This is a genomic window from Gulosibacter sediminis (genome assembly GCF_030011715.1).
Taxonomy (GTDB): Bacteria; Actinomycetota; Actinomycetes; order Actinomycetales; family Microbacteriaceae; genus Gulosibacter; species Gulosibacter sediminis.
In genome coordinates, this window is record NZ_JASCYH010000033.1 from 1 (window position 1) to 14,019 (window position 14,019).

Below are 14,019 nucleotides of genomic sequence, written 5' to 3' on the forward strand. Positions count from 1 at the left end.
GTTTGGCGGCGCCAAACCTACAAAAAATGACCACTCAACCCCCTAGAAGTTTGCGGAGGCGTTTGAGGCTGGCCGGTTGGGCCGTGCCGAGCTGTTGGGCGAAGAGGCTGACGCGGAACTCCTCGAGCAGCCAGCGCGCCGCGACGAGGTGCTCCGGCGCGTCGAGAGCGAGCGGCAGCGTGCCGCCCGCATCCCGGAAGAGCGCGAGCGCCTGCTCGAGCTCGGCCGCGCCCGCGCGCTCGGTCGCCGCGCTCGTGCTGAGCCGCTCGATACGCGCTGTCGCGGCTCGCAGGTACCGCGGCAAATGCTGCAGCTGCTCGAGCCCGGTGCGCGACACGAAGCCGTCGAACACGAGTGCCTCGAGCTGCCCGCGCACGTCGGTCAGCGTCGCGAGGTAGGCCATCGCGTTGCTGCTCTTGACCGCCCGCAGCGCGTCGCGGTGCGCCGTGAGCACCTGGCCCACGAGACGCACGACCTCGAATAGTGCGTCGATGAGCTCGGCGTTGAACTGCTCGCGCATGGCATCGAAGGCCGCCTTCGTGCGCACCGGTTCGCCGGCTGCGTCAACGGTCCGCTGCGCGAGCGCGATGGTGGCGTCGGCGAGTAGCTGCTCGGTCGAAGGGTACGGGCTCGCCGCGAGCGCCAGCTTTTCTTGCGAGGTGAGGTGGGCGAGCACGTACGTCGCGGGCGAGGGCACGCTGCGGGCAAGCAGCACGGCGACGGCCCGCGGATGCTCGCGCACCTGATCGGCGCTCGTCGTCGCGAGCACGAGGTCGACCTTGCTCGTCGCGGGGCGTGCGGCGTCGCGCAGCTGCAGCGTCGGCCAGGCGCGAATCACGCCGTTCTTGCGCCGAATTTCGAAGGTCTCGGGCAGGTCGCGTTCCGGCCATCCGGTGAGCTCGCGCTGCTCAGCGACCGACTCCGTCGACCCGCGCGACGGCTCGGCCGCGGCCTTGGCATCGCTGCCGGGCGCATCCTTGCGGCCGCCCCGCCCGCGCCGATTGCTGGGAGTCGGGGGAGCCTCGGTGGCGCGCACGAGCGCGGCCTCGCTCTGGCGCTTGAGCCGCTGCTGCAACTCGAGTAGATCGCTGCCCTCGCCGAGTTCGCGGCCACGATCGTCGAGCACGAGGAAGCGCATCCGCAGGTGCGTCGGGACGCGCTCGGGCTCGAACTCGCGGGCGTCGAAGCGGATGCCGCCGAGTCGCTGGAGGTGCCCGTGCAACACCTCGGTGAGGGGTGCTGTGACGGGCTCGCCCCGGTCGGGACGCACCTCGCCAACCTGGTCGAGTAGCCGCGCCGCCCACTCGGCGGCGGGCACGAAGTTGCGCCTGGTCGCCTTCGGCAGGGTACGCAGCAGGGCCGTAACGAGCTCCTCGCGCAGGCCCGGCACTTGCCAGTCGAAGCCGTCAGGTGTGAGCATCGCGAGCAGTTGCACGGGCACGACGGCCGTGACGCCGTCGTCGGGCGCCTGCGGGTCGAACTTGTAGCGCAGGCGCAGCTGCTGCTCGCCCTGCTGCCACGTTCGCGGGTAGGCCTCGGCATTCTCGGTCGCGTCGTCGTCTTCGAGCAGGTCGCCGCGGCGCAGGTCGAGCAGCTTCGGCTGCTCCTGCTGCGCCACGCGCCACCACTGGTCGAACGTCGGCTGCGACACGACGTCAGCGGGCAGTCGCTCGTCGAAGAATTCGAACAGCACCTCGGTGTCGTCATGGCGCGAGCGGGTTCGCGTGCGCTCCTCAAATTCGGCGACGTCGCGCAGCAGCTGCTGATTGCGGCGCACGAACGGGTACCGGCCGGTCCAGTCGCCCTCGACGAGCGCGTGCCGAATGAACAGGTCGCGGCTCCACGACGGGTCGATCGCGGCGAAGCCGACTCGGCGCTGCGTCACGATCGGCACGCCGTAGAGCGTCACCGTCTCGAGCGCGACGGCCTGGCCCTGCTTACGCTCCCAGTGGGGCTCTGAATGCTGCCGTTTCGCGAGCTCGCCGGCGAGCGACTCGGCCCATTCGGGCTGAATCTTCGCGACGGTGCGCGCGAACAGTTGCGACGTCTCGACGAGTTCGGCGACCATGACCGCCTCGGGGTTCGACCCCTTGAGTCCCGAGCCGGGGAACACCCGAAAGCGCGTGTTCCGCGCCCCGCGGTAGTCGCGGCGCTGCCGGTCGAACACGCCGATGTGGCTCAGAAGGCCCGACAGCAGCGCGCGATGCACAGCGTCGGCATTCGCGCCCGGCTCGGCCCCCGCATCCGGCCGCTGGATGCGCAGGCCGAGCGGCTTGGCCGTCTCGCGCAGCTGCCGAAAGAGGTCTTGCCATTCTCGCAGTCGCACGTAGTTCAGGAACTCGGCCTTGCAGAGGCGCCGGAACGCCGACGAGCCGAGCTCGCGCTGCTGCTCCTCGAGGTAGCTCCAGAGCTTGAGCAGCGACATGAAGTCGCTCGACGGGTCGCGGAAGCGCGCGTGCAGCTGGTCGGCCTTGGCGCGCTGTTCGAGCGGTCGCTCGCGGATGTCCTGCACCGTGAGGCCGGCGACGATGATGAGCACATCGCGGGCGACGTCGAGCCGTTTCGCCTCGACCACCATGCGGGCGAAGCGGGGCTCGATCGGCAGGGATGCGAGCTGACGCCCGGTCTTCGTGAGCTGCGGCACGCCCCGCCCGGTGCCGCCACGAATCGCACCGAGCTCACGCAGCAGGTCGACGCCGTCCTTCACCCCGCGCGAGTCGGGCGGCGTGAGGAAAGGGAAGTCTTCGATTGCACCGAGGCCAAGCTCGAGCATCTGCAACAGCACGCTCGCGAGGTTCGTGCGCAGAATCTCCGGGTCGGTGAATTCGGGCCGACGCTCGAAGTCCTCTTCGCTATAGAGCCGAATCGCGATGCCGTCGCGGGTGCGACCCGAGCGGCCCGAGCGCTGGTTCGCCGAGGCCTGCGAGATCGCCTCAATCGGCAGCCGCTGCACCTTCGCCCGCACCGAGTAGCGCGAGATGCGCGCGAGCCCCGCGTCGATGACGTACGCGATGCCCGGCACCGTGAGCGAGGTCTCGGCGACGTTCGTCGCGAGCACGACGCGGCGCCGCACGCCGGGGCGTTTGCTCGGCTCGAACACGCGGTGCTGGTCGTGCGCGCTGAGGCGCCCGTAGAGGGGAAGGAGCTCGGTCGCCTCGAGCTCGCGGGTCGAGAGGGATGCGCGAATCGCCGCCTCGGCCTCGCGAATCTCGCGCTCGCCGGGCAGGAACACGAGCACATCGCCGGCCCGCTCGCCCGCGAGCTCGCGCAGCCCCGCGACGATGCCCTCGTTCACGTCGCGGTCGTCGGTGGCCGACGGCGCATCCTGCGCATCCTCCTCGTCGTCGGTCGACGCCTCGCCGACGAGCGGCCGGTACCGCACCTCGACCGGGTAGGTGCGGCCCGACACCTCGATCACCGGTGCGTCGTCGAAGTGCTTCGAGAACGACTCGGGGTCGATCGTCGCCGAGGTGATGATGAGCTTGAGATCGGGCCGCTCGGGCAGCAGCCGCTTCAGGTAGCCGAGCAGGAAGTCGATGTTCAACGAGCGCTCGTGCGCCTCGTCGATGATGATCGTGTCGTAGCGCCGCAGCAGTCGGTCGCGGCGCAGCTCGCCGAGCAGAATGCCGTCGGTCATGAGCTTGATGCGCGTCGACTCGCTCGAGGCGTCGGTGAAACGCACCTGATAGCCCACGAGCTCGCCGACCTTACCGCCGAGCTCCTGGGCGATGCGCTCGGCGATCGTGCGGGCTGCGATGCGTCGCGGCTGCGTGTGGCCGATCGCGGTGCGGCCGAGCTCGAGGCAGATCTTCGGTAGCTGGGTCGTCTTGCCCGAACCGGTTTCGCCCGCGACGATCACCACCTGGTGTTCGCGAATCGCCGCGGCGATTTCGTCACGGCGCTGCGAGACCGGCAGCTCTGGTGGGAAGTGAATGGCGACCATCGGCCCTCCAGTCTAGGTGACAGGGGGCATCCCCTACGATGGTCGGGTGACTGCCCCGACCCAACTCCAACGTGACGGCGCGAGCACACCGACGACGCCGGTGGGGTCGTGGGCAGACGACCTTTGGGGTCGGTGGACGGCATCGCCGCAGGCTCGGCGCCGCACCGAGTGGATTCTCGTCGGCATCATCACCCTCGTGGCGGTGCTTGTACGGTTTGTGCGGCTCGACCAGCCGAACGGCATCGTCTTCGACGAGATTTACTACGTGCCCGATGGCTGGACCATCACGAACAACGGCTACGAGTCGGAATGGCCCGAGAACAAAGAGGACCTCTGGGCGACCGGCGGCTACGACGAGTACCTCGACAAGGCCGAGTACGTCGTGCACCCGCCGCTCGGCAAGTACCTCATCGGCATCTTCATGCACCTGTTCGGCGCCGAGCACGTCTGGGCCTGGCGCTTCGGCGTCGCCCTCTTCGGTGCCGCCTCGGTGCCGCTGCTCTACCTCGTCGGCAAGAAGCTATTCCGTTCGATCGCGATGGGTGCGATCCCGGCGGCGATGCTCGCGATCGACGGCCACGCGATCGCGATGAGCCGCACGGGCATCCTCGACATCTTCGTGATGTTCTTCGTGCTGCTCGGCTTCCTGTTCCTACTCTACGACCGCGACGACCAGGGGCGTCAACTGACGAGCTGGGTCGCGGCGTGGCGCCAGCGCGAACACGCGAACGACCCTTCCGTGCCGCTCGAGAGCACGCCGGTCAAGTGGACCAGCACGATCGACCCGCCGGCGACGCGGCCGACCGGCCCCGACTGGGGCCCGGTGCTCTGGCGACGCCCCTGGTTCCTGGCCATGGTCGTGGCCCTCGCGCTCGCGACGAGCGTGAAGTGGTCGGGCCTCTACTACCTCGCGTTCTACTGTGTGCTCACCGTTGCCCTCGACGCCTACAACCGCAAGCAGGCGGGAATCACGCTGTGGCTCTCGTCAGCGACGCTGAAGCAGGGGCCCGTCTCTTTCCTGCTCGCGGTGCCGCTCACGATCGTCATCTACCTCGCGAGCTACGCCGGTTGGTTCATCACCGGCCGCGGCTTCAACGGGATTATCGACACCGGCGCCTGGCAGGGCGGCAACTTCTTCGAGTGGGCCAAGCTGTCGCTCTCGCACTTCGTCGACTACCAGGCACAGGTCTACGAGTTTCACTCGCGCCTCGCGGCGGGGCACTCGTACAACTCGGCGCCGTACGAGTGGCCGTTCCTGCTGCGCCCCACCGCGTTCCAGTACACCTACATCGACCCGGCGGTCGACGCGAGCTGTCACGCCGACCAGTGCGTGCAGGCGGTCACGTCGCTGTCGAACCCGCTGCTCTACTGGCTCGGCACGATCGCCGTCGTGTTCCTCATCATGATGATGTTCGTGAAGCCGCGCTGGCCCTACGTCGCGATTCTCGTGTCGTACGCGGCGGGCTACCTGCCCTGGCTGCTCACCGGCCGCACCTCGGTCTACCATTTCTACGTCATCGTCTGGCTGCCGTTCATGTTCCTCGCGGCCGCGCTCGCGCTGCAGACGCTGGCGGGCGACGCGAAGGATCCGCGAAAACAGCGCACGCGTGCGGTGAACCTCATCGCCGGGTTCTTCGCCCTCGCGGTCCTCGTGTCGGCGTTCTTCTACCCGGTGTGGACCGGCCTGCAGATTCCCGACTGGTACTTCAACCTCACCCACTGGCTCCCGGGCTGGTACTAGGCGATGCTCATCCTTGCCGGAACCCCGATCGGCAATCTCGGGGATGCGTCGCCTCGGCTCATCGATACGCTGCGGGCCGCCGATGTGGTCGCCTGCGAAGACACCCGCACGACCGCGAAGCTGCTGGGCCTGCTCGAGGTGACCGAACGCCCGAAGCTCATCGCGCTGCACGAACACAACGAGCACGAGGCCGCCGACGAGGTGGCGAGGCTTGCCGCCGAGCAGACCGTCGTGCTGGTGTCGGATGCGGGCATGCCGGCCATCTCCGACCCGGGCTTTCGCGTCGTGCGTGCGTGTGCCGAGGCGGGCGTGACGGTCACCTCGGTGCCCGGCCCAACGGCGGTCATCACCGCGCTCGCGGTGTCGGGCCTGCCGACCGACCGCTTCTGTTTCGAGGGGTTCGTGCCGCGCAAGCAGTCTGACCGGGCCAGGCTCATCGAGCAGCTCGTCGACGAGCCGCGCACAACCGTGCTCTACGAGTCGCCGCACCGGCTCGCGACGACGCTCGACGACTTCGCCGCGGCGTGGCCTGAGCGCCAGGCCGTCGTCTGCCGCGAGCTCACGAAGCTCCACGAAGAGGTGCGCCGCGGCACGTGCGCCGAGCTCGCCCAGTGGGCGGGTGAGGGCGTGCGCGGCGAGATCGTGCTCGTGCTCGCCGGCGCCGAAGCCCGCGAGGTGCAGCTCGACGAGGCAGTTGCCGAGGTGCTCCGACTCGCCGCGGGCGGCCTTCGGCTGAAGGATGCGACGGCTGAGGTCGAGGCGCGCACCGGCCTGCGAAAGCGCGCGCTCTACGACGCTGCGCTCGCGGCCCGGAGCGTCGGCGGCGCTGTATGACCGTCGGCAACGGCCGTGTCATTGACGCTCACGCAACCCGATAGACTTTCCGGCATGGCTTCTGGCGAATCGTTCTACGTCACCACTCCCATCTTCTACGTGAATGACGTGCCCCACATCGGGCACGCGTATGCGGAGGTGGCAGCTGACGTGCTTGCCCGGTGGCACCGCCAGCGCGGCGATGACACCTGGTTCCTCACCGGCACCGACGAGCACGGGCAGAAGATCATGCGCTCGGCCGTCGCAAACGGCATGACGCCGCGCGAGTGGGCCGACAAGCTCGTCGATGGCGCATGGAAGCCGATGCTCAAGACGCTCAACCTCTCGAATGATGACTTCATTCGCACCACCGAGGAGCGGCACGAGACGCGCGTGCAGAAGTTCCTGACGCACCTCAACGATGCCGGCTACATCTACGAGGACGAGTTCGAGGCGCTCTACTGCGTCGGCTGCGAGGAGTTCAAGCCCGACAGCGAAATCGTCGACGGCGAGGGCCAGTACGAGGGCCAGAAGGTCTGCGCGATTCACTCGAAGCCGCTCGAGCTTATGGCCGAGCGCAACTACTTCTTCAAGCTCTCCGACTTCCAGCAGCGCCTGCTCGACTTCTACGAGGCGAACCCGACCTTCGTGCAGCCGCAGTCGGCGCGCAACGAGGTCGTCAGCTTCGTGCGCAGCGGCCTGCACGACCTCTCGATCTCGCGCACGAGCTTCGATTGGGGCGTGCGCGTGCCGTGGGACGACGCACACATCGTCTACGTCTGGGTCGACGCGCTGCTCAACTACATCACCGCGATCGGCTACGGCGACGATGACGACAACTTCGACCGTCGCTGGCCCGCGAACCACATTGTGGGCAAGGACATCATCCGCTTCCACGCGGTGATCTGGCCCGCCATGCTCATGGCCGCAGGTATCGAGCCTCCGCAGCGCGTCTTCGCGACCGGCTGGCTGCTCGTTGGCGGCGAGAAGATGTCGAAGTCGAAGCTCACCGGCATCGAGCCGAGCGAGATCACCGACACCTTCGGCTCCGACGCGTTCCGCTACTACTTCATGCGCGCAATTCACCTCGGCCAGGACGGCTCGTTCTCGTGGGAAGACCTCCACGCGCGCTACAACTCCGAGCTCGCGAACGGCCTCGGCAACCTGGCGTCGCGCGTTGTGGCGATGGTGAACAAGTACTTCGACGGCGAGATCCCGTCCGTCGCCTCGACGCACGTCGACGACACCGCGCTCCTCGATATCGCGAAGGCCGCTGTGGCGGGTGCTGGGGACGCGATCAACCGCTTCGCGATCGACCAGACCATCGCCGAGGTCTGGCGCCTCGTCGACGCGCTCAACCAGTTCATCACCGACCAGGCTCCGTGGCAGCTCGCAAAGGACGACTCGCTGCGCGAGCGTCTCGAGGGTGTGCTCGGCACCGCGGTTCGCGGGCTCGGCGTGCTCGCGGTGCTGCTGCACCCGATCATCCCGCTGGCGTCCGAGAAGCTCTGGGCTGCGGTCGGCGGCGAGGGCGACCTCGGCGAGATCCGACCGGATGCGGCGCTCGAGTGGCGCTCGACCGGTCGCGTTGGCGAGCTGCAGGCGCTGTTCCCACGCATCGACCAGGCCGACTAGCCTCGTGACGGTCTCGCAGCATCCGCGCAAGCGCGACTCGACCGCCGAGCACGGCCAGCGCCGCGACCTGCGGTACCCGGACGTGCCCGAGGCGCTCGCGGTGCCGAGCTACGACAACCACACGCACCTCGAGATCGAGGACGGCGAGGCCGGGCGCGAGCTCGAGGAACACCTCGAGCTCGCGGCACAGGCCGGCGTCGTCGGTGCGATCACGGTCGGCGGCGACGTGCCGTCGAGCCAGTGGCAGGTGCGGGCGGCGAACGCGCACGCGCGCCTCCTCGCCGCCGTCGCGATCCACCCGAACGAGGCGCCCCGGTATGCCGAGGCGGGCGAGCTCGAGCAGGCGCTCGATGAGATCGCGCGGCTGGCGCAGGATACCCGGGTCGCGGCGATCGGCGAGACCGGCCTCGACTACTTCCGCACCTCGGGCGACGACGCGCTGCGCGCGCAGCACGCGTCGTTCGAAGCCCACATCGACATCGCGAAGCGTGAGCGGCTGCCGATGCAGATTCACGACCGCGACGCCCACGACGACGTGGTTGCCCTGCTGCGCCGCGTCGGCGCGCCCGAGGGCACGGTGTTTCACTGCTTCTCGGGCGGCCCCGCGCTTGCGCAGATCGCGGCCGACGAAGGCTGGTACTGCTCGTTCGCGGGCAACGTCACGTTCAAAAATGCCCAACTGCTGCGCGACGCGCTCCAGGTGGTGCCGCGTGAGCGCATCCTCGTTGAGACGGACGCGCCGTTCCTCACGCCCGTGCCTTTCCGCGGCCGACCGAATGCGCCGTACCTGATTCCGGTCACGATTCGTTTCATGGCCGACGAACTCGGCGTCGAAGCCGACGAGCTTGCGGCGCAGCTCGCGCAGAACACGCTCGACCTGTACGGCCCGTTCGAGGTCGAGCAGCGCGCAGCATGGCGGGCAGCGCGACGTGGTTGACGTGCAATTGCTCGGCCCAGCCCAGATCCGCGATCTCGCGGAGCAGCTCGACCTGCAGCCGACGAAGAAGCTCGGCCAGAACTTCGTGCACGATCACGGCACGGTGCGTCGCATCGTGGCGACCGCGGAGGTGACGCCGGGCGAGCACGCGGTCGAGGTCGGGCCCGGCCTCGGCTCGCTCACCCTCGCCCTGCTCGAGGCGGGGGCGCGGGTCACCGCGATCGAGATCGATCCGCGCCTCGCCGAGCAGCTGCCGCTCACAGTCGCCGAGCGCGCGCCGGGCGCCGAGCTGCGCGTCGTCGAATCGGATGCGCTCAAGGTGGATGCGGTCGAGGGCGAGCCAGTCGCGCTCGTCGCGAACCTGCCCTACAACGTCTCGGTGCCGGTGCTGCTGCACCTACTCGAGCGCGTTCCCTCGCTGCGCCGCGGCGTCGTCATGGTGCAGCGCGAGGTCGGCGAGCGCATCGCCGCCGGCCCCGGCTCGAAGATCTACGGGGCCCCGAGCGTGAAAGCCGCCTGGTACGGGCAATGGCGCACGGCCGGCCTCGTCGGTCGCAAGGTGTTTTGGCCCGTGCCGAACGTCGACTCGATCCTCGTCGAGTTCCGCGCCCACGACGAACCACTCGGCGACGACGCGCTGCGCCGGCGCCTCTTCGAGCTCGTCGACGCCGCCTTCGGGCAGCGCCGCAAGATGCTGCGCCAGGCGCTCGCACCGAGCTTCGGCGGCTCGGCGCAGGAGGCCTCGGCCGCGCTCGAACGGGTTGGGCTCGAGCCCACGGCGCGCGGCGAGCAGTTGTCGGCCGACGACTTCTTGCGGCTCGCGCGCGACCCCTCCTAGCCGCGAATCCGAGCCGGACCTGCCGGGTAGGCTAGGGGTCATGACAGACGCACCGCGGCGCGTGACGGCGACGGCCCCAGGCAAGGTCAACGTCACGCTGTCGGTGGGCGAGGTGGCCGACGACGGCTACCACCCCCTCGCGACGCTGTTCATGGCGCTCAACCTCGTCGAGCAGGTCGAGGCCCGCGAGGCCGAGATGCTGTCACTGCGCTTCGCGCCCGGCCCCATCGACACCGAGGGGCTCGAGGCGGGCGAAGGCAACCTCGCGATCCGTGCGGCCCGGTTGCTCGCCGAGTTCACCGGCCGCGAGGCGCGCGCCGAACTCGTGATTCGCAAGCAGGTGCCGATCGCGGGCGGTATGGGTGGCGGCTCGGCCGACGCGGCCGCGACGCTCGTCGCGCTCGACGCGCTCTGGCAGACGAACCTGATGCGGGAAGACCTCGCCGACCTTGGTTCGAAGCTCGGCAGCGACGTGCCGTTCGCGCTGTTCGGCAACGTCGCGGTCGGCACCGGCCGCGGCACCGAGCTCGCGCCGACGCTCGCCGGCGGCACCTTCGAGTGGGTGCTCCGCCTCAGCGACGAAGGCATGTCCACCCCTGCGACCTACCGGGCCCTCGACGAGCACCGCGCCGAGCACGGGAGCCAGCTCTTCACGAAGCCGGTGCCCGTTGTGCCACAGGCCGCGCTCCTCGCGCTGCGGTCGGGTGACCCGGTCGCCCTCGCCGACGCCATGCACAACGACCTACAGGCGCCCGCACTGCGGCTTCGCCCCGACCTCGTCGCGGCGCTCGAATACGGTGAGGGCGCCGGCGCGCTCGCCGGCATCGTCTCGGGCTCTGGCCCGACCCTCGCGTTCCTCGCGGCGGATGCGGCGTCGGCGGATGCGCTCGCCGCGTCGTTTCGCGCGCGCGGCGACACCGTCGTCCGGGCGAACGGGCCGAGCGGCGGCGCGCGCATCCTGGCCGACTGAGCCCCCGGCATCCGGTCGAGATCTCGGCCGACCCGCACCGGGCATCCATGCGGCGCGCACTTTGGACGCCTAAGCTGGCAGCATGGTCGATGACTTTTCAACAAAGGGCGCGTACATGAGCACCGGTGAGGCGTACACGCGCGACACCAACTACATCGAGGATCGCATCACTCGCGATGGCCGCTCGGTCGGCGAAGGCATCCAGACCTGGCCGGTCGAGGCGGGCCGCTACCGGCTCGTGGTGTCGCGTGCCTGCCCGTGGGCGAACCGCACGACGATTGTGCGCCGCCTGCTCGGCCTCGAGGACGCGATCTCGATGGCAGTCTGCGGGCCGACGCACGACGTGCGCTCGTGGACGTTCGACAAGGACCCGGACGGCCGCGACCCCGTGCTCGGTTACGAGCGCGTGCAGGAGGCCTACTTCGCGCGATTCCCCGACTACCCGAAGGGCATCACCGTACCGGCGATCGTCGACGTGCCGACCGGCGGGGTCGTGACGAACGATTTTGCCTCAATGACCCTCGATTTCTCGACGGAGTGGACGCAGTTTCACCGCGACGGCGCACCCGAGCTCTACCCCGAGGCGCTGCGCGACGAGATGGACGCGGTCATGCGGCACATCTACACCGAGATCAACAACGGCGTCTACCGCTGCGGCTTCGCGGGCAGCCAGGATGCCTACGACGCGGCCTATCTGCGCTTATTCATCGCGCTCGACCAGGTTTCCGAGCGCCTCGAGACCCGGCGCTACCTCATGGGCGATCACATCACCGAGGCCGACGTGCGCTTGTTCACGACCCTCGCGCGATTCGACGCGGTCTACCACGGTCACTTCAAGTGCAACCGCAGCAAACTCAGCGAGATGCCGACGCTGTGGGCCTACGCTCGCGACCTCTTCCAGACCCCAGGGTTCGGCGACACGATCGACTTCGTCGACATCAAGCGCCACTACTACGAGGTGCACGAGGACATCAACCCGACCCGCATCGTGCCGCAGGGCCCGCTTTACGCGAACTGGCTCACGCCCCACCACCGCGAACAGCTCGGCGGTTCGCCCTTCGGCGACGGCACGGCGCCCGACGAGATCCGTGAACCGCTCGAGCCCGGCCACACCATCGATGAGCTCGTGTCGGCGCAAGCGGCGCAGTTCGAGGGCTAAACCGCCTGAGGTAGTACGTCTCGTGCACCGGCGGAAGGTGGCAGGCGGGCGCGCTGAGCAAGTAGCGTGGACGTCATGACGACGACTGTCCCCGCCCAATGGCCCGCCAAGCAGGCGAACCCGGCGACCGTCGCGTTTCGTGGCGTGGGCCAGGCCGCGAAAGCGCACGGTCTCGGCCGGGAGTTCTCGGCGATCGCCCGGATGGTGAAAAACGCCCAGGGCGTCGCCCCCTCGGTCGTGGTGGTCGGCGAGATGAACCGCGGCAAGTCGACGCTCATCAACGCCCTGCTCGCGGCCCCCGGGCTCGCGCCGACAGCGCCGATCGAGACGACCGCCCTCGCGGTGAACTACACGCCGGCGACCAAGGAGTTTCCGCAGGGCACCGCCGAACTTGAGTTTGCGTCGGAGCCGACGCGCCGGCGGGTTCCGGCCCAGCAACTGCCGGGCTGGGTGCAGGTCGACTCGCCGATCTTCATGAACGCCGAAGAGCAGCCGCTGCAGGCATCGCTCGCCGTGCGACCTGGCTACGTACCGACTGCCACCCTCGTCGACACGCCGGGCTCGGGCGGCCTCAGCGAGGCCTACGCGATGCGCGCGATCGCCCGCTCGCACGACGCGAGCGTGCTGCTGCTCGTGACCGACGCATCCGGCCGTATCACTGCGCCGGCGCTCGAGTTTCTCGTGCGCTGCAGTGCGACCATCGACCAACTCGTTCTCGCCGTAACGAAGATCGACCTCTACCGGGGCAATTGGCAGGCCGTGCTTGAAGAGAACCGCCAGATTCTCGCCCAGCGCGAGCCGCGCCTCGGCAGCATTCCGATCGTCGGGGTTTCGGGTGCCTGGGGTGAGCGTGCCGCCGCCGAGCCCGACGAGCAGCGCCGCGGTCGTCTGCTCGAGATGAGCGGCATCCCTCAGCTCGCAGCAACCCTGCGCGATCCGTTGCGCATGGCGGGCCAGCTGCCCACGCTCAACGCGTTGCGACGCGGCGCCGACCTGCTGCGCGAGCCGCTCATCGCCCTCGAAACCGAGCGAGAGGCACTCGGCGGCGTGGTCGAAGACCAGTCGTCGATGACGGCGGTGAAGGAACACCGCGACCAGCTGCTGCGCAAGTTTGAGGATGCGAAGTACGACTGGGGTGCGAACGTCGACCGCGTGCGCGTCGACCTCACGAGCGCGAACTCGCGGCTCGCCCGCGACTTCGGCACCCACTGGAAAGAACTCGCCCAAAGCAAGGGCACGGGCATGAGTGCGCGGCAGTCGCAGGCCATGACGAACGAGATGGCCGCCGACGTCGAGGTGCAGATCGGCCGCGCCATGCAGGGCATCGTGCACCGCTCGACGATGCTGCTCCACGAGCTCTACTCGGCCGCGGGCATGGATCCGCAGCGCAGCCTGCTCGGCGAGGTCGAGCGCCGCGCGCACGAGGCTGGCCGGAACAAGCGTGAGCTGGGTGACCGCAAGGCCGCGAGCTCCGACCCTCGCATGCTGATGTCGGGCTTCCTCATGGGCTCGGGTATTGGCTCGATGATCTTCCCAGGCATCGGTACGGCGATCGGCGCCGGTGTCATGGGCTCGCTGTCGTTCGTACTGGCGCGGCGCCAGGCGAAGCGGCAGTCGGTGATTCAGGTCGTCGCCGATGCCTCGACCGAGATGCGCGAGGTACTCGACCGTGCCGTGCGCGGCGTGCTCGGCGTCATCACGACCGACGCAAAGAAGGTGTTTGATCGCGACCTGCGCGAGTCGGCGAATGCCGCGAAGTCCGAGCTGCAGCGACTCGAGTCGGCGCGACGTGCATCCGAGGCCGAGCGCCGTGAACGCATCGGCAAACTCGACCCCCAGATCAAGCAATTGCGTGACGCAATTGCGCTCGCGGAGCAGGAAGCGCGTGCAATTGAACAGAAACGCACGGGCGAGAAACCCTAACCTCGTATCCTAATTTGCACACGCGTTGCGGATTTCGTGGAGAACCCGCGCACGCACCCC

9 protein-coding genes are annotated in these 14,019 nt (G+C 68.9%); 8 read left to right on the forward strand and 1 reads right to left on the reverse strand.

What is annotated here, in order from left to right; genetic code table 11:
* Positions 1 to 34 precede the first annotated feature (34 nt).
* Positions 35 to 3,943: an ATP-dependent RNA helicase HrpA gene (hrpA, locus tag QM019_RS09975; protein WP_282852855.1), complete on the reverse strand. Its 3,909-nt coding sequence runs from the start codon at positions 3,941 to 3,943 to the stop codon at positions 35 to 37.
* Positions 3,944 to 3,989: 46 nt separating this feature from the next.
* Here hrpA and QM019_RS09980 point away from each other — a divergent pair, with 46 nt between their 5' ends.
* The 8 genes from QM019_RS09980 to QM019_RS10015 all read left to right on the forward strand — a co-directional run bounded on the left by QM019_RS09980 (position 3,990) and on the right by QM019_RS10015 (position 13,959).
* Positions 3,990 to 5,684 carry a dolichyl-phosphate-mannose--protein mannosyltransferase gene (locus tag QM019_RS09980; protein ID WP_282852856.1) on the forward strand — a complete coding sequence of 565 codons (1,695 nt, stop codon included), beginning with the start codon at positions 3,990 to 3,992 and terminating at the stop codon, positions 5,682 to 5,684.
* Between the two features lie 3 nt (positions 5,685 to 5,687).
* The gene (rsmI, locus tag QM019_RS09985) at positions 5,688 to 6,518 is read left to right on the forward strand and encodes a 16S rRNA (cytidine(1402)-2'-O)-methyltransferase (protein WP_282852857.1); all 831 of its coding nucleotides are present in this window, start codon (positions 5,688 to 5,690) and stop codon (positions 6,516 to 6,518) included.
* Positions 6,519 to 6,572: 54 nt separating this feature from the next.
* On the forward strand, positions 6,573 to 8,132 hold the full coding sequence (gene metG / locus QM019_RS09990) for a methionine--tRNA ligase (protein WP_282852858.1): 1,560 nt from the start codon (positions 6,573 to 6,575) through the stop codon (positions 8,130 to 8,132).
* 4 nt (positions 8,133 to 8,136) lie between these two features.
* Positions 8,137 to 9,069: a TatD family hydrolase gene (locus tag QM019_RS09995; protein WP_282852859.1), complete on the forward strand. Its 933-nt coding sequence runs from the start codon at positions 8,137 to 8,139 to the stop codon at positions 9,067 to 9,069.
* Positions 9,062 to 9,907, forward strand: coding sequence for a 16S rRNA (adenine(1518)-N(6)/adenine(1519)-N(6))-dimethyltransferase RsmA (gene rsmA, locus QM019_RS10000; RefSeq protein WP_282827444.1), 846 nt, complete (start codon positions 9,062 to 9,064; stop codon positions 9,905 to 9,907). The genes QM019_RS09995 and rsmA overlap by 8 nt, the downstream gene beginning before the upstream one ends.
* Positions 9,908 to 9,947: 40 nt before the next feature.
* Positions 9,948 to 10,877, forward strand: coding sequence for a 4-(cytidine 5'-diphospho)-2-C-methyl-D-erythritol kinase (locus tag QM019_RS10005; protein WP_282827442.1), 930 nt, complete (start codon positions 9,948 to 9,950; stop codon positions 10,875 to 10,877).
* A gap of 82 nt (positions 10,878 to 10,959) precedes the next feature.
* Positions 10,960 to 12,036, forward strand: a complete 1,077-nt coding sequence (locus QM019_RS10010) for a glutathione S-transferase family protein (RefSeq protein WP_282827440.1) — start codon at positions 10,960 to 10,962, stop codon at positions 12,034 to 12,036.
* A gap of 75 nt (positions 12,037 to 12,111) precedes the next feature.
* Positions 12,112 to 13,959: a dynamin family protein gene (locus QM019_RS10015; protein ID WP_282852861.1), complete on the forward strand. Its 1,848-nt coding sequence runs from the start codon at positions 12,112 to 12,114 to the stop codon at positions 13,957 to 13,959.
* The last annotated feature ends 60 nt before the right edge of the window (positions 13,960 to 14,019 follow it).